This is a genomic window from Streptomyces sp. NPDC060232 (assembly GCF_042726555.1).
Taxonomy (GTDB): Bacteria; Actinomycetota; Actinomycetes; order Streptomycetales; family Streptomycetaceae; genus Streptomyces.
This window is the reverse complement of record NZ_JBHXAG010000016.1, coordinates 1-15,569: the sequence shown is the minus strand read 5'-3', so window position 1 is coordinate 15,569 and position 15,569 is coordinate 1. Positions and strand designations below refer to the sequence as shown.

Sequence of the window (15,569 nt, the reverse complement as noted above, 5' to 3'; positions counted from 1 at the left end):
CGAGTGGGCCTGGCCCAGAGCACCCAGGCGCGCGTTACGGTCGATGATGCCCCGGCAGCGTGATCCATAACGCGGCGGGGGCGTGCGTGGCGAGGGCGCGCGCCGGGTTGGCCGAAGGGTGCTTCGGCACATTCACCCGGCAAGTCGCTTCGCGCAAATTCCGCCTGGCATTTGCCCGCCCGTGAAAACAGGTGCTTTCCAGCCGAGCCCCCTTCCGGTAACCTCCGAGGTCAGCGCGGCGCCTTCGCGCGCATCCGGCATGAATGCCATGTCAGCGGGACCGGTAAGCGCCTTGTCGGCAATAGGCGGGACAGCTAGCCGAAACACTGCGTGAACACATGTCGTATAAACTCCGCAAACGAGGCAGAGAGTTGGCGCGCGGCCATTGCCCCTCGGCCCCCCTCTGGCCCCAGAATGCGACAGCGCCGTCCCGCACCTGCCCCCGATCCCAGGTCTCCCAAGTGAGAGGCGACCCACCATGCCGCTGCATGTCCCCCCGGCTCCCGCACCCGCCCTGCGCAGCGTCCTCGCGGCACTCGGTTCTCCCACCGCCGTCCATGAGGCGCACACCCCGTCCCTGCGCACGATCCAAGGGCAGTTGACCGCCGAACTCCCCCTCCCCGTCCATGTCCTGGACCGGCTGAACCTCTCGGACCTGGCGTCCGCCGGCCGGCCGCCCCGTACCCGGCTCGTCGGATGGCGGTTCCTGATCCGCAGCGGGGACCGCCACGTCGCGGCGGCGGACACCCGGCTGACGCCCGACGGCTGGGCCTTCTCCCATTTCTTCGAGGGCCCCTACGTCGCCGCCACCGAGCGGGCGCTGCGCCAGGCCGAACTGCTGGCCACCAGCTACCAGCCCCGGCTGCTCTCCGTACCGGAGCTCTACATGCTGACGCTGTGGCTGCACGGGGCGGTGGGCGCGGACGCAGCCGCCGGGCTGCCCGCCGGCGAGGACCTGCTGGTGCCGCTGGCCCCGGCGCCGCCCGGCATCGCCGCCTACCGGCCGCATCCGGTCTCCGAACTCCTGCCCGTGCTGACCCATCGGCTCACCCCCGCGACGGCGCCGGTCCCGCCGTCGCTGGCCGCGCCCGCCGCCTGACCCGATTGACCCATTCGGCCTAGCCCGCCCGGGTCACCTGCGAACCATCCGAAATGACAGGGGAGTTGGCCTGAACCGCCCGCACGAGTGATGCGTCATCAATCCATGAGGACAGCTGCGGGGAAATCCCTGCGAAGCGGCTGTCGTGGGGGAACACTGATGGCAAGCGCCCCGCTGCTGCGGGGATGACCCAGGGGGACGGCCATGAACCAGGTATCGAGCCGTAGCACGCAGACCACACCGCAGCGAAAGAACGCATCCATGTGCCAGCACCAGCCAGCCTGCCCGTCCGCCGAATCCGCCGACCGGGAGGCCGCGCGCCCCGTGGCCAACCACCCGGAACAGGGCTGGAGCCTGCTGTGCAACGGCGTCCTGCTCTTCGAGGACACCGGTGAGCTGCTGCCGGACGGGCAGATCATCGCCCCGCACCGCCCGCTCGCGGCTGCGTAGGCGGCGAGGCCCGACGACGAAAGGGGCCGGTCCGGGAGAGTCTCCCGGACCGGCCCCTTTCGTCATGTCATACGACCGACCTCAGCGGCGGGGCGCCTCAGTCTCAGCCGTCGTACTCGTCCAGCGGCGGGCAGGAGCACACCAGGTTGCGGTCGCCGAACGCGCCGTCGATGCGGCGCACCGGCGGCCAGTACTTCTCGGCGGCCGTGACCCCGCCCGGGAAGACGGCCTCGTCGCGGGTGTAGGGGTGGTTCCACTCGCCGCCCAGCGCCGCCGCGGTGTGCGGGGCGTTGGCGAGCGGGTTGTCGTCGGCCGGCCACTCGCCGCCCGCGACCCGCTCGATCTCGGCGCGGATGGCGATCATCGCGTCACAGAAGCGGTCGATCTCCGCGAGGTCCTCCGACTCCGTCGGCTCGATCATGAGCGTTCCGGCGACCGGGAAGGACATCGTCGGCGCGTGGAAGCCGTAGTCGATCAGGCGCTTGGCGATGTCGTCCACGCTGACGCCCGTGGCCTTCGACAGGGGGCGCAGGTCGATGATGCACTCGTGCGCGACCAGGTTGCCCGGGCCGGTGTAGAGCACCGGGTAGTGCGGCTCCAGGCGCTTGGCGATGTAGTTGGCGCCGAGCACCGCCACCTGGGTGGCGCGCTTGAGGCCCTCACCGCCCATGAGGCGCACGTACGACCAGGAGATCGGCAGGATGCCGGCGGAGCCCCACGGCGCGGCCGAGATCGGACCGACGCCCGTCTCCGGGCCGGCGGTCGGCTGCAGCGGGTGGTTCGGCAGGTACGGGGCCAGGTGGGCCCGGACACCGACCGGGCCGACGCCCGGACCGCCGCCGCCGTGCGGGATGCAGAAGGTCTTGTGCAGGTTCAGGTGCGAGACGTCGCCGCCGAAGTGGCCCGGCTTGGCGAGGCCCACCAGGGCGTTCAGGTTGGCGCCGTCGACGTAGACCTGGCCGCCGGCCTCGTGGACCTGGGCGCAGATGTCGGCGACGTGCTCCTCGAACACACCGTGCGTGGACGGGTAGGTGATCATCAGCACGGCGAGCTCGTCGCGGTACTGCTCGATCTTGGCGCGCAGGTCGTCCGCGTCCACCTCGCCGTCGTCGGCCGTCTTGACGACGACGACCTTCATGCCGGCCATGACGGCGCTGGCGGCGTTGGTGCCGTGCGCGGAGGACGGGATGAGGCAGATGGTGCGCTGCTCGTCGCCGTTCGCACGGTGGTAGGCGCGCACGGCCAGCAGGCCGGCGAGTTCACCCTGCGAGCCGGCGTTCGGCTGGATGGAGACCTTGTCGTAGCCGGTGACCTCGCAGAGTCGTTCCTCCAGCTCGTTGATGAGCGTGAGGTAGCCCTCGGCCTGCTCCACCGGGGCGAAGGGGTGCAGCTGGCCGAACTCGGGCCAGGTCACCGGCTCCATCTCGGTGGTCGCGTTGAGCTTCATGGTGCAGGAGCCCAGCGGGATCATGCCGCGGTCCAGCGCGTAGTCCTTGTCCGAGAGCTTGCGCAGGTAGCGCAGCATCGCGGTCTCGGAGCGGTGCTGGTGGAAGACCGGGTGCGTCAGGTACGCGTCCGAGCGCAGCAGGCCCTCGGGGAGGGTGTCCGCCGCGGTCCCGTCGAGCTCCTCGATGTCCGCGGTGACACCGAAGGCGGCCCAGACGGCCTCGATGTCGGCGCGCAGCGTGGTCTCGTCGCAGCTGATGGAGACGAGGTCGGCGTCGACCTGGTGGAGGTTGACCCCGCCCTCGCGGGCGGCGGCGACGACCTCGGCGGCACGGCCCGGGACGCGGACCGTGATGGTGTCGAAGTAGGAGCCGTGCACGGTCTCCACCCCGCCGGCCCGCAGACCGGCCGCGAGCAGCGTCGCGTAGCGGTGGGTGCGGCCCGCGATCGTGCGCAGGCCGTCCGGGCCGTGGTAGACGGCGTACATGCCGGCCATGACGGCGAGCAGGACCTGGGCGGTGCAGATGTTGCTGGTGGCCTTCTCGCGGCGGATGTGCTGCTCGCGGGTCTGCAGCGCCAGGCGGTAGGCCTTGTTGCCGTCCGCGTCCACCGAGACGCCGACGAGGCGGCCGGGCAGCGAGCGGGCGTGCTTGTCCTGGACGGCCATGTAGCCGGCGTGCGGGCCGCCGAAGCCCATCGGGACGCCGAAGCGCTGGGTGGTGCCCACCGCGATGTCCGCGCCGAGGGCGCCCGGGGACTTCAGCAGGGTCAGGGCGAGCAGGTCGGCGGAGACGGTGGCGATGGCACCGAGCTCGTGGGCCTGGTCGATGACCGGCTTGATGTCCCGGACGGCGCCGGAGGCGCCCGGGTACTGGATCAGGACGCCGTAGACGCCGCGCTCGGCGATCTCGGCGGGGATGCCGTCGGAGAGGTCCGCGACGACGACCTCGATGCCGATCGGCTCGGCGCGGGTCTCGATGACGGCCACGGTCTGCGGCAGGGCGTCGGCGTCGACGAGGAAGACGTTGCCCTTGACCTTGCCCACACGGCGGGCCAGGGTCATGGCCTCGGCGGCCGCGGTGCCCTCGTCGAGCAGCGAGGCGCCCGAGGTCGGCAGGCCGGTGAGGTCGGCGACGACCGTCTGGAAGTTCAGGAGGGCTTCGAGGCGGCCCTGCGAGATCTCCGGCTGGTAGGGCGTGTACGCCGTGTACCAGGCCGGGTTCTCCATGACGTTGCGGAGGATCACCGGCGGGGTGAAGGTCCCGTAGTAGCCGAGACCGATCATGGAGGTGAGGACCTGGTTGCGGTCGGCGAGCGAGCGCAGCTCGGCGAGCACCTCGGCCTCGGTCCGCGCCTCGGGCAGGTCGAGCGCGTCGGCGGTCTTGATCACATCCGGGACCGCGGCAGCGGTCAGTTCGTCCAGGGAGCCGTAGCCCACGTGGGCGAGCATCTTCGCCTGCGCCTCGGCATCCGGGCCGATGTGGCGCTGTTCGAAGGGGATGCCTCGCTCCAGCTGGGAGAGCGGAATGCGGTTGGCGGTCATGTACGGAGGCCTCCTGGTCATATGACCTGCGAGGGGCACCACGGCGCGGGCACCCGGACGGCCTCCCCCTCTGTCATCTCAACCTGAGAGTTTCACCGGACGTGACGGGGGTCTCCCGCGGGCATCCGGCTTTCACCGTCGGTGAGGGGAAGGACCGGCACTGCGCGCCCGGTACCGCCCCTGCTTTCCAGAGTGGCCTCGTCCGTGCGGTACGTATGCCTGAGAGATTCCGGGGAGGATTTGCTCCTTCGGCGCCTCCGTCTTGCTCATTTCGGAGGACTCTCCCGCACAGGGTCGACAGCCGTCATCCAGACTACCAGCGGGGTTCAAGGGACTCCCCGAGTGGCCTCTTGTGGGGAAATGCACTTCTGTAGTCATTACGGAGCAGTTGCGACCATTTGGAGGGACCGTGCAGACCGACATCGATCCGCGCAGCCTGATCGGCCGCAAGGCGTTCGACCGCAACGGTGCCAAGATCGGCACCATCGACGAGGTCTACCTCGACGATGCCACGGGTGTCCCGGAATGGGCGGCCGTGCGCACCGGCCTGTTCGGCCGGGACGCCTTCGTCCCGCTGGAGCCGAGCGAGATGGTCGGCGAGACCCTGCGGGTGCCCTTCGAACGCTCCCTCATCAAGGACGCACCGGATTTCGGCGTCGGCCGCCACCTCTCTCCCGAGCAGGAACTCCAGCTCTACCACCACTACGGCCTGGACACGACCCTTCCGTCCGACTTCCACCGCGACTTCGGCCGCCTGGCGGGCGACGAGGGCTGAGCCCCGGTCCAGCCGCGCCCTCCCCTCCTACGACGGGTCCCCCACCAGCGGCAGCGGGTCGGACGGCGCCAGGTCGGGGTCGTCCACCCGGAAGGTCCGCACCCGGCCGGGCTCCGAGCCGGGCTGCTCGAACCGCACGGTGACCCGCCCGACCCCGCTGCCCTGCACCCACCCCGGCCCGTACAGGACGTGCTGTACGTCGCTCCCGGCCGTCCAGCGGCGCTCCGGAGCCTCCCGCGGCTCACCGGGCTGCTCCGGCCCCTCCAGAGGCCCCGTGCCCCCGCCGGCGGCCTCCGGCTCCGCTGCCCCGGCCCCACCGCCCGTACCGCCCGTACCGCCCGTACCGCCCGCGCCATCCGTACCGCCTGCCCCGGGTGTACCACCCGCGCCGCGGTCCTCGTCCGGCGCCTGCGTTGCGGACGACTGCGCGAAGAGGTCCTCCTGCGTGTAGTCCGCGAGCCCCGTCACCCCCACCCCCAGCAGTCGCACCCCGCCCGTGGTGTCCACGGCCTCCAGCAGCCGTGCGGCGGCCTCCCGCACCACCGCCGGATCGTCCGTGGGCCCGCGCAGCGTCTCGGACCGCGTCAGCGTGGAGAAGTCGTAGCGCCGCACCTTGAGCACGATCGTGCGGCCCGAGTGCCCGGAGCCCCTCAGCCTCTGCACGCACCGGTCGGCGAGCCGCTGCACCTCGCCGCGGATCCGCACCCGGTCGTGGAGGTCCACGTCGAAGGTGTCCTCGACCGACACCGACTTCGCGTCCCGCTCCGCGACCACCGGCCGGTCGTCCAGCCCCAGCGCCATCCGGTACAGCCCCGCGCCGTGCGCGCGACCGACCATCCGGACCAGCTCGTCCTCCCCGGCCTCCGCCAGCTCCCCCACGGTGGTGATCCCGGCGCGGCGCAGGTGTTCCCCCGTGGCCGGCCCCACCCCGGGCAGGGTCCGTACGGACATCGGCGCGAGCAGCTCCCGCTCGGTCCCGGGCTCGATGAGCAGCAGCCCGGCCGGCTTGGCCTCCTCGGAGGCCACCTTGGCCAGCATCTTCGACCCGGCCAGCCCCACGGACCCGCTGAGCCCCGTGGCGGCCCTGATACCGGCCCGCAGCCTCTCGCCCGTGGCCCGCGCGGAGTCCGAGTCGAAGGCGACGCCGCCCGCCTCCAGGTCCACGAAGGCCTCGTCCAGGCTGAGCGGCTCCACCAGCGGGGACAGTTCCCGCAGCATGGCCATCACGATGTCGCTGACCTGCCGGTAGAGCGTGAAGCGCGGGATCAGGTAGGCGCCGTTCGGGCAGAGCCTGCGTGCCTGGCCCATCGGCATGGCCGAGTGCACCCCGAACCGCCTGGCCTCGTACGAGGCGGTGGCGACGACCCCGCGCGGCCCGAGTCCGCCGACGATGACGGCCTTGCCGCGCAGGCTCGGCTTCGACGCCTGCTCGACAGAGGCGTAGAAGGCGTCCATGTCCAGATGCAGGATGGTCGGAGCGGCTCTCACAGCACCGATGCTGCCCTACACCACTGACATCGCCGTGGGCACGCCCCGGGTCCGCCCGCTCAGACCGCGCGGTTGCGGCGGGCCGCCAGCTCGTCCCTCGGGTTCTGCCCGACCAGGGTCTCGCCGGTGTCCACCCGCTCCCCGTGCAGCTGCGACAGCGCGCTCTCCACATCTCGCCACACCACGCCCACGGCGATGCCGAAAACGCCCTGCCCGCCCTGGAGGAGGCTCACGACCTGGTCCGGCGAGGTGCACTCGTACACCGTGGCGCCGTCGCTCATCAGCGTCATCCGCTCAAGGTCCGCGAGGTCGCGGTCGTGCAGGTGCCGCACCGCCGTGCGGATGTTCTGCAGCGCCACACCGGTGTCAAGGAAGCGCTTGACGATCTTGAGGACCACGACGTCGCGGAAGCTGTAGAGGCGCTGCGTCCCCGAGCCGTACGCGGCCCGCACGCTGGGCTCCACCAGCCCGGTGCGCGCCCAGTAGTCGAGCTGCCGGTAGGTGATGCCGGCCGCGGCGCACGCCGTCGGACCGCGGTAGCCGATCTGCTCGGGCGCCGGGTCCCCGCCCACCGGCTGGACCGGCGTCGACTCCGGCTGACGCCGCGCGGATCCAACCGCACCACCGTGCAGCGGGTACGGCCCGGTGCCACTCCGTACGGGGGTGCCCCCGGTCGTACCGTCGCCCGTGATCCTCACGCCGACCCTCCGTCCTTGACCTGCCCACCTCGAAGGTAGGCAGTCACCAGGGGTGCGTCAACGATCGCCACACTCGGCACGCCGAGTGATAATCACCCTGAGAGTGGTTTCCCGTGTCCGTCCGCGGGGAAGGCCTAACCGAATGGGCTCGAACCCGCCGCGGACGACGTGGCCGGAATCTCACTGCGGGCCGGTGCCGAAGTCCTCCGGTGAGATCTGGTCGAGGAACTCGCGGAACTTCTCCACCTCGTCCTCCTGCTCGTCCGGGATGGCGATTCCGGCGTCGTCCAGGACGCCGTCACTGCCGTAGATCGGCGTACCCGTCCGCAGGGCGAGCGCTATGGCGTCCGACGGCCGCGCGCTCACCTCGACCCCGCTGGCGAAGACGAGCTCCGCGTAGAAGACGCCCTCCCGCAGATCCGTGATCCGGACCTCGGTGAGCTCCTCACCGACCGCCTCCAGCACGTCCTTGAAGAGGTCGTGCGTCAGCGGCCGGGCAGGCGCCATCCCCTGCTGGGCGAAGGCAATGGCCGTAGCCTCCCCCGGACCGATCCAGATGGGGAGGTACCGGTCGCCTCCCACTTCACGCAGGAGCACGATCGGTTGGTTGGAGGGCATTTCCACCCGGACACCCACAACGTCGAGCTCGTTCACACAGCAACCCTAGGACCTGCTCGGCAGGTTTGGGTAGTCGGGGCTCCACCTCCACCGGCGCGCTCAGCGCAACCGGACGCCGAGAGCGGTCTGCACCAGGGCCTCGTGCAGTCGTACGGAGAGCCCCGCGAGCTCCTTCATCGTGGCCTCGGCATGGGCCCTGGTCTGCGGGTTGCGGTGCTTGCGCAGTGGTGCGACGACCTGCTCCACCAGCCCCGCCTCGCGGTCGGCCGCCGCCTTCATCGCGCGCAGGTGCCGCGGCTCCAGTCCGAAACGCCCCAGGTCGGCCACGAGCCGGGCGACTGTGACCGCGTCGGCGTCGAACCCGCCGCCCGGCGTCTCGGCGAGCAGCCCGTACGACTCCCACTCGGCCAGCTGGCCCTCGTCCACGCCGACGGCCGCGAGCAGCTCCGCCCGCCCCACACGGGCCGCGGGAGGCCGCTCCTGCCCCACCTCGCCGTAGACGGCGGCGGGGCCCGCAGGATCGGACGGGTCGGCGGCGTCGCCCTGCGCCGTGGGCGCGGGGATGCGGATCCGCTCACCGCGGGCGAGCGCGTCGAGCTGCTCGCGGATGACCTTCAGCGGCAGGTAGTGGTCGCGCTGCAGGCGCAGGATGCGGGCGAGGCGCTCCACGTCCTCCGTGCTGAACTTGCGGTATCCGGAAGGTGTGCGCCGGGGCTCGACCAGCCCCTCCGCCTCCAGAAAACGGATCTTCGAGATCGTGACTTCGGGGAACTCGTCACGCAGCGTGGTGAGCACCGTGCCGATGCTCACCAGCCGCCCGGCCGAGCCGGCGGAGCCGTTGCCGGCGCCGCCTGTCGGATTGCGCAGCATGGGACCTTCCCTCGGGTGCCCCCGGACCGGGTCCGGGGGAGGGTCAGACGCCCCGCAGGCTCGCGTAGAAGACCAGCCGGTACTTGCCGATCTGCACCTCGTCGCCGTTGTGCAGGGCGGCGGAGTCGATCGGCTCACGGTTGACGTACGTGCCGTTGAGGCTGCCGACATCGGCCACGGTGAAGCCCCCGTCCTGGCTCCTGCGGAATTCGACATGGCGCCGGGAGACGGTGACGTCGTCCAGGAAGATGTCGCTCTGCGGGTGCCGGCCGGCCGTGGTCAGCTCGCCGTCCAGCAGGAAGCGGCTTCCGGAGTTGGGACCGCGCCGCACGATGAGCAGGGCGGAACCGGGCGGGAGCGCCTCCACCGCGGCCTGGGCCTCGGGGGACAGTGAGGACGACACGTGCGTCTGGCCCGACACCTCGGCCTCGTAGGCCTCCAGGCCCGAGATCGAGATGGTGGACGTGGTCTCCGAGGCACGCTCCGGCGTCAGGCCCGCCCGCAGCGGCGCTCCGCAGTTGGAGCAGAACCGGCTGGCCGCATCGCTACGGTGTCCGCACCTGCTGCAAACCTGCTCGGCCGACATGGACGGCTCCTCGCGCCGCGGCTGCCCCGCGGAGGCATTGGTGGCATACGGGTCGGAGGTAAACCCTCCACCCGCACTTGAGGTTGATGGTTCACCGAAACCTATGCGGCCGGTACCGGCAGGGTCAACAGACGACGCGCCGGGGGCACCCGGAACCTCGCCCTCACCGGCGACCTCGTCGCGGAACAGCGGGCGGTCACCCTGCCCTTCCGCGCCGCCGGCGCGGTGCCTCGCCGCGCCGCTCTCCTCGCGGTTCTTCTTGCCGAACAACTTCTCAAACAACTTCACGGGCGATTCCCCTTGACTGAAACAGACCCGCCCGTGGGGCAGGACGAACTCCGAATGCAGACACCTGCCGACCCGGACATTCTCACAACGTCCGTAACCACCAGACAGTTTCCACCACGCACCGCAACTTCGGTGCGGCGACCCCCCGCAGGCATCGGCCCGCGTGCGCCGCTCCACCCTCCACTCCGCTTCATCCCGATGACGACCGAGCGTAGTCAGGCTGCTTCGCAGCCCGCAAGGCATCCACAACGATCTTCGCCGACCGTGTGACGGCGACCGTGGCCTGCTCCTTCTCCAACGTCTGGACGACACCGCCGGGGATGTTGAGCGCCGGCTCCAGATCCTGCGGCTTGCCGATCACCCGGAACTCGTAGGGTTGTGTGATCTTCTTGCCGTCGATCCCGACCCCGCCGTTCTCGTCCGAGAAGTACGAGCCTGCCACGATGCGCACCCCGTTGATCTGGATCGCCTCGGCCCCGGCGGCCCGCAGCTCCTGGAGCGTGTCCAGCAGCTGGTCGGACTGCACCTGCCCGGTGGGATCAGTGATCTTGAGCGTGATGCCCGGTCCCTGTGCGGCCACGGTACCGGCCAGGATGCCGAGTTGACGTTCCTTCTCCACGGTCTGCCTCCGGGCCTCCTCCGCCTGGTTGGAGCTGCTCTCCAGCTCCCGCCGCTGATCCTCCAACCGCTGCTTCTCGTCCTCCAGCCGCTTGGTCCGGCCGTCGAGCTCGTCGAGGATCCGTACGAGGTCCTCCTGCCGGGCCCCGCGCAGCGCGCTGGAGTCGCTGTTCGAGCGGACCTGGATGGCCAGCCCCAGCCCCAGGACGAACAGCAGCAGCGCGACGATCAGTTGGGCCCTGCTCACCCGCGGCGGCCACAGCCCCGCGGCGAGCCGCTGCCGGCCCGTCTCCTCGGCAACCGGCTCGGCCTGTGCCTTTCCCTCTTCAAGAGGCTGTTCCGGGACATTCGGTTCCTCGGCCGGGGTGTCGTTCGCACGCATCCCCATCACGCCCGGAACACGTGCCGGCGGATGGCCGCGGCGTTGGAGAAGATGCGGATGCCGAAGACGACGACCACTCCGGTGGACAGCTGCGAGCCGACGCCCAGCTTGTCGCCGAGGAAGACGATCAGCGCGGCCACGACGACGTTCGACAGGAACGACACGACGAAGACCTTGTCCACGAAGATGCCGTCCAGCATGGCGCGCAGACCGCCGAACACCGCGTCCAGCGCCGCCACCACGGCGATGGGCAGATAAGGCTCCACCACGGCCGGTACCTCGGGCCGGACCAGAAGTCCGACCACCACTCCGGCCAAGAGGCCCAGGACCGCGATCACGATGCACCCTTCTGCTGCTCTGCTGCTGTGGCTGTACGTACGATCAGGCTCGATGCGGGCGGCAGCCGGAGCTCGTCGGCCGCGGACAGGGTGGCGCGGATCCCGTAGCTCTCCTGCAGCACGTGCAGGTACTGGCCGTCCGCCGAATCCTGGAAGGCCGGGCCGAGCCGTTTCTTGTCCCCCACCGCCAGCACCTCGTACGGCGGCACGAGCGGCCGGTTGTCGACCAGTATCGCGTCGCCCGCGGCCCTGATCGCCGACAGCTCGGTCAGCCGCTGCCCGTTGATCGAGATCGCCTCGGCGCCCGACTGCCACAGCCCGTTGACGATCTTCTGCATGTCACGGTCGCGGAGTCGGCCGGTGTCCGAGAAGCCGCTGCTCTCGCGCGGTTTGCCGCCGTCACCCGTGGAGGAGCCCTTCGCGTCGTCCACGACCAGCCTGACCCCTGGCCCACGGACCTCGGTGGCACCGGAGAGCAACGCGACCAGCTCGCCCTGGCTCCCGCCAGGTTGCTTGAGGGCCGCGCGCTGACGTGAGGCGACATCGGTCCGCAGCCGGTCGATGTCCTGCTCCAGGGCGTCCGCGCGCTCGTCGGCGCGGTGCACCCGGTCGATCAGTTCCTGGCGCTCCTTCGCGAGCACCGGCGCGTCCACGCGCGCCTCGGCGGCGCCGAGCGTGACGACCATCGCGGCGATCACGAGCCCGGCGGCGAGACCCAGTTTGGCCTTGAGGGTACGGAGCAGACCGGCCGTGCCGTCCGCCTCGCGCCGGGCCGTCGCCTCCGCGTAGCCCTCGTCGAGGCTGTGGTCCATCACGTGCGTCAGCAGCGACATGGAGGCGTCCGGGCGCGCTGGCACGGAAGACGCCGGAGTCCGGTTGTGGGGCGGCTGCGACATGCCGCACATCGTCGCATGTCGGCGCCGCACACACCCAATGCGTCCATTCGGTGGGCCGGGCTACTCCCCCGTCCCGGCCCACCGGACCTTCGCCCTACGTCAGCGCCCGCCGGGCACTCAGTGCCCGGCGCCGTCCACCACGGCCGCCCACTCGTCGAGCAGTGCCTGCGCGGAGGCGTCGTCGGGGCCCTCTGCCCACAGGTGCGTCACGGCCTCCGCCGGGTCCGGCAGGACCAGCGCCCACCGTCCGTCGGCCTCGACCACCCGCACCCCGTCGGTGGTGTCCACCTGCCGGTCTCCGGCCGCTTCCACGACCCGCCTCATGACGAGCCCCTTCACCGCCCACGGCGTCGGCACATCCCGCTTGAGCACGTGCGCCCGCGGAATCCGGGCGTCGATCTGGCTCAGGGTGAGCTGGGTGCGCGCCACCAGGCCGAGCAGCTGCACGAACGCCGCCGAGCCGTCGAAGACGCTGCTGAACTCCGGAACGATGAAGCCGCCCCGGCCGTCTCCGCCGAAGATGGTGCTCTCGGCCCGCCCGACCCGGGTCAGGTCGTCGGGCGAGGTCGTCGTCCATTCCACCTGCGTGCCGTGGTAGGCCGCCACCTGCTCGGCGACGCGGGTCGTGGTCACCGGGAGCGCGACCTTGCCGCTGCGCTTCTCCGCGGCCACCAGGTCGAGCATGACGAGCAGCGCCCGGTCGTCCTCGATGATCCGCCCGCGTTCGTCGACGAGGGAGATGCGCTCGCCCACCGGGTCGAACCGCACGCCGAAGGCCGCCCGCGCCGAGGCCACGATCTCGCCCAGCCGCACCAGGCCGGCCCGCCGGGACTCGGCGGTCTCCGTCGGCCTGGACTCGTCGAGTCCCGGGTTGATCGTCAGGGCGTCCACCCCGAGCCGTCCCAGGAGGCTCGGCATGACGAGCCCGGCGCTGCCGTTGGTGGCGTCGACGACGACCTTGAGCCCGGCGTCTGCGATCCCCGTGGTGTCCACCCGCCGCAGCAGCGAGCCGGTGTAGGCGTCGAAGACGCTGCCCGGGAACTGCAGGTCGCCGATCTCGCCGGGGAACGCCCGCCGGTACTCCTGGCGTGCGTACACGCGGTCCAGCTTGCGCTGCTGCTGGAGCGAGAGATCCGCTCCGCGCTCGTCGAGGAACATGATGTCGACGGAGTCGGGCACTCCGGGCGAGGTCCGCAGGACGATCCCGCCGGCGCTGCCTCTCGCGGTCTGCTGCCGCGCCACGGGCAGCGGTACGTTCTCCAGGTCCCGTACGTTGATCGCGCTGGCCTGGAGTGCCGAGATCACGGCCCGCTTGAGCGCTCGGGCGCCGCGGGAGTGGTCGCGGGCCGTGGTGACGATCGCGCCCTTCTTCAAGGTGGTGGCGTAGGCGCCGGCCAGCCGGACGACGAGTTCGGGGGTGATCTCGACGTTCAGGATCCCGGAGACTCCGCGCGCGCCGAAGAGGTGGGCCTGTCCGCGGGACTCCCAGATGACGGAGGTGTTGACGAAGGCGCCGGCCTCGATCGTCTTGAAGGGGTAGACGCGCACGTTCCCCTGGACGATCGATTCCTCACCGACGAGGCACTCGTCGCCGATGACGGCGCCGTCCTCGATGCGTGCCGCGCGCATGATGTCGGTGTTCTTGCCGATGACGCAGCCACGGAGGTTGCTGTGGGGGCCGATGTAGACGTTGTCGTGGATGACGGCCCGGTGGAGGAAGGCTCCGCTCTTGACGACGACGTTCGACCCGATGACGGTGTGCTCGCGGATCTCCACACCGGCCTCGATCTTGGCGTAGTCCCCGATGTAGAGGGGTCCGCGCAGCACGGCGTCCGGGCTGACCTCGGCTCCTTCGGCGACCCACACGCCCGGCGAGATCTCGAAGCCGTCCATCTCGACCTCGACCTTGCCTTCGAGCACGTCGGCCTGCGCCTTGACGTAGCTCTCGTGCGTGCCCACGTCCTCCCAGTAGCCCTCGGCCACGTAGCCGTAGATCGGCTGGCCTTCCTTCATCAGCTGGGGGAAGACGTCGCTGGACCAGTCGACCGAGACGTCCGCGTCGACGTAGTCGAAGACCTCGGGCTCCATGACGTAGATGCCGGTGTTGACGGTGTCCGAGAACACCTGGCCCCAGGTCGGCTTCTCCAGGAAGCGCTCGACCTTGCCTTCCTCGTCGACGATGGTGATGCCGAATTCCAGCGGGTTCGGGACCCGGGTCAGGCACACCGTGACGAGTGCGCCCTTCTCCTTGTGGAAGCGGATCAGGTCGGTGAGGTCGAAGTCGGTCAGCGCATCGCCCGAAATGACGACGAAGGCGTCATCCTTCAAGGCCTCCTCGGCATTCTTCACGCTGCCGGCGGTCCCGAGTGGCTTTTCCTCATTGGCATAGGTGAGCTCCATACCGAGCTCTTCACCGTCACCGAAGTAGTTCTTGACGAGCGACGCCAGGAACTGCACGGTGACCACGGTCTCGTTGAGCCCGTGCCGCTTGAGCAACCTGAGTACGTGCTCCATGATCGGGCGGTTCGCCACCGGCAGGAGCGGCTTGGGCATGCTCGAGGTCATGGGACGAAGGCGTGTGCCCTCGCCACCGGCCATCACGACGGCCTTCATGTCGGAAGAGTCCTCCTTGAGAGATGACAGTCGTGCCGACTCTCACCCGCCTCGTTCGGCGACTTCGCGACTCCTCCGCGTCATCCGGCGTAGGGCGGGCTCAATCGGCCGTGGCGTCAGCCTTCACCAGTCGGCGGACTTGAACCACGTAAAGGATTCCTGCCCACCAATAGAGGGTTGTACCCCATCCAGCGAACGCCCATCCGAAAACTGACGCCAACCAGGCCAACCAGCCGCTTCCGTCACTGAGCAGGAGCAACGGGAAGGCGTACATCAGGTTGAAGGTCGCGGCCTTGCCGAGGAAGTTGACCTGAGGCGGCGGATATCCGTGGCGGCGCAGGATCCACACCATGACCAGCAACATCAGCTCGCGCGCGAGGAGCGCCCCGGTGAGCCACAGCGGCAGGATCTCGCGATAGGTCAGACCGAACAGCGTCGACAGGATGTAGAGGCGGTCCGCGGCGGGATCCAGCAGCCGGCCCAGCTTGCTGATCTGATTCCAGCGCCGGGCGAGCTTCCCGTCGAGGTAGTCGCTGATCCCGCTGAGCATGAGGACGGCCAGCGCCCACCCGTCGTACTCCGCGAGGATCAGCCACAGGAACAGGGGCACGCCGGCGAGGCGGGCCATGCTCAGGATGTTGGGAATGGTGAAAATTCGGTCAGTCTGAACCCGAGTCTCCTGGACCTCCACCCGGGGCCTCCACTGTGACGGTAGAAATGGTCGTTCGATGCCCCCTGACCCTACAGGAACCCACACAGGTGTCCGGAACGCAGAAAAGCCCCGCACCGGACCCTGAACGGGCTGGTGCGGGGCTTTCCCACAATGATTGTTCGGCGGCGTCCTACTCTCCCACAGGGTCC

At 70.3% G+C, this 15,569-nt stretch carries 14 protein-coding genes and 1 riboswitch; of the genes, 3 read left to right on the top strand and 11 right to left on the bottom strand.

What is annotated here, in order from left to right; translation table 11 throughout:
* Positions 1 to 478: 478 nt before the first annotated feature.
* Both ACFWFZ_RS22665 and ACFWFZ_RS22660 read left to right on the top strand, forming a co-directional pair.
* On the top strand, positions 479 to 1,099 hold the full coding sequence (locus ACFWFZ_RS22665; protein WP_387124608.1) for a hypothetical protein: 621 nt from the start codon (positions 479 to 481) through the stop codon (positions 1,097 to 1,099).
* A gap of 261 nt (positions 1,100 to 1,360) precedes the next feature.
* Positions 1,361 to 1,549, top strand: a complete 189-nt coding sequence (locus ACFWFZ_RS22660) for a DUF5999 family protein (protein WP_030009772.1) — start codon at positions 1,361 to 1,363, stop codon at positions 1,547 to 1,549.
* A 103-nt stretch (positions 1,550 to 1,652) separates the two neighbouring features.
* On the opposite strand, the gene gcvP is transcribed toward ACFWFZ_RS22660, so the two are convergent.
* A complete protein-coding gene (gene gcvP / locus ACFWFZ_RS22655; protein WP_387124607.1) occupies positions 1,653 to 4,538 on the bottom strand; it encodes an aminomethyl-transferring glycine dehydrogenase in 2,886 nt (961 codons plus the stop codon).
* 197 nt (positions 4,539 to 4,735) lie between these two features.
* Positions 4,736 to 4,835, bottom strand: a riboswitch (glycine riboswitch).
* A 112-nt stretch (positions 4,836 to 4,947) separates the two neighbouring features.
* Between gcvP and ACFWFZ_RS22650 the strand changes: the two genes are divergently transcribed.
* Positions 4,948 to 5,313 (top strand): PRC-barrel domain-containing protein, encoded by a 366-nt coding sequence (locus ACFWFZ_RS22650; RefSeq protein ID WP_386463382.1) that lies wholly within the window; start codon positions 4,948 to 4,950, stop codon positions 5,311 to 5,313.
* A 27-nt stretch (positions 5,314 to 5,340) separates the two neighbouring features.
* On the opposite strand, the gene ACFWFZ_RS22645 is transcribed toward ACFWFZ_RS22650, so the two are convergent.
* The 10 genes from ACFWFZ_RS22645 to ACFWFZ_RS22600 all read right to left on the bottom strand — a co-directional run bounded on the left by ACFWFZ_RS22645 (position 5,341) and on the right by ACFWFZ_RS22600 (position 15,399).
* Complete coding sequence (locus ACFWFZ_RS22645; RefSeq protein WP_387124606.1) at positions 5,341 to 6,801, bottom strand: DNA polymerase IV; 1,461 nt, start codon at positions 6,799 to 6,801, stop codon at positions 5,341 to 5,343.
* Between the two features lie 59 nt (positions 6,802 to 6,860).
* Entirely contained in the window at positions 6,861 to 7,499 is a 639-nt protein-coding gene (locus ACFWFZ_RS22640) for a MerR family transcriptional regulator (RefSeq protein ID WP_387124605.1), read from the bottom strand.
* Between the two features lie 180 nt (positions 7,500 to 7,679).
* Complete coding sequence (locus ACFWFZ_RS22635; RefSeq protein ID WP_007262890.1) at positions 7,680 to 8,153, bottom strand: bifunctional nuclease family protein; 474 nt, start codon at positions 8,151 to 8,153, stop codon at positions 7,680 to 7,682.
* 63 nt (positions 8,154 to 8,216) lie between these two features.
* A complete protein-coding gene (locus tag ACFWFZ_RS22630) occupies positions 8,217 to 8,987 on the bottom strand; it encodes a MerR family transcriptional regulator (RefSeq protein ID WP_387124604.1) in 771 nt (256 codons plus the stop codon).
* 43 nt (positions 8,988 to 9,030) lie between these two features.
* Positions 9,031 to 9,969, bottom strand: a complete 939-nt coding sequence (locus ACFWFZ_RS22625; RefSeq protein ID WP_387124733.1) for an FHA domain-containing protein — start codon at positions 9,967 to 9,969, stop codon at positions 9,031 to 9,033.
* Between the two features lie 82 nt (positions 9,970 to 10,051).
* Complete coding sequence (locus ACFWFZ_RS22620; protein ID WP_387124603.1) at positions 10,052 to 10,861, bottom strand: DUF881 domain-containing protein; 810 nt, start codon at positions 10,859 to 10,861, stop codon at positions 10,052 to 10,054.
* A 5-nt stretch (positions 10,862 to 10,866) separates the two neighbouring features.
* Positions 10,867 to 11,199, bottom strand: a complete 333-nt coding sequence (locus tag ACFWFZ_RS22615; protein ID WP_030722407.1) for a small basic family protein — start codon at positions 11,197 to 11,199, stop codon at positions 10,867 to 10,869.
* Positions 11,196 to 12,104, bottom strand: a complete 909-nt coding sequence (locus ACFWFZ_RS22610; RefSeq protein ID WP_387124602.1) for a DUF881 domain-containing protein — start codon at positions 12,102 to 12,104, stop codon at positions 11,196 to 11,198. The genes ACFWFZ_RS22615 and ACFWFZ_RS22610 overlap by 4 nt, the downstream gene beginning before the upstream one ends.
* Positions 12,105 to 12,212: 108 nt before the next feature.
* Complete coding sequence (locus ACFWFZ_RS22605; RefSeq protein WP_387124601.1) at positions 12,213 to 14,708, bottom strand: sugar phosphate nucleotidyltransferase; 2,496 nt, start codon at positions 14,706 to 14,708, stop codon at positions 12,213 to 12,215.
* 100 nt (positions 14,709 to 14,808) lie between these two features.
* Complete coding sequence (locus ACFWFZ_RS22600; RefSeq protein WP_030658263.1) at positions 14,809 to 15,399, bottom strand: CDP-alcohol phosphatidyltransferase family protein; 591 nt, start codon at positions 15,397 to 15,399, stop codon at positions 14,809 to 14,811.
* Positions 15,400 to 15,569: the final 170 nt, after the last annotated feature.

Excerpts from the sequence above, each read along its gene's own strand:
- ACFWFZ_RS22610 (WP_387124602.1), bottom strand. The coding sequence starts at position 12,104 with ATGTGCGGCATGTCGCAGCCGCCCCACAACCGGACTCCGGCGTCTTCC.
- ACFWFZ_RS22620 (WP_387124603.1), bottom strand. The coding sequence starts at position 10,861 with ATGCGTGCGAACGACACCCCGGCCGAGGAACCGAATGTCCCGGAACAG.
- gcvP (WP_387124607.1), bottom strand. The coding sequence starts at position 4,538 with ATGACCGCCAACCGCATTCCGCTCTCCCAGCTGGAGCGAGGCATCCCC.
- ACFWFZ_RS22660 (WP_030009772.1), top strand. The coding sequence starts at position 1,361 with ATGTGCCAGCACCAGCCAGCCTGCCCGTCCGCCGAATCCGCCGACCGG.
- ACFWFZ_RS22665 (WP_387124608.1), top strand. The coding sequence starts at position 479 with ATGCCGCTGCATGTCCCCCCGGCTCCCGCACCCGCCCTGCGCAGCGTC.
- ACFWFZ_RS22605 (WP_387124601.1), bottom strand. The coding sequence starts at position 14,708 with ATGAAGGCCGTCGTGATGGCCGGTGGCGAGGGCACACGCCTTCGTCCC.
- ACFWFZ_RS22630 (WP_387124604.1), bottom strand. The coding sequence starts at position 8,987 with ATGCTGCGCAATCCGACAGGCGGCGCCGGCAACGGCTCCGCCGGCTCG.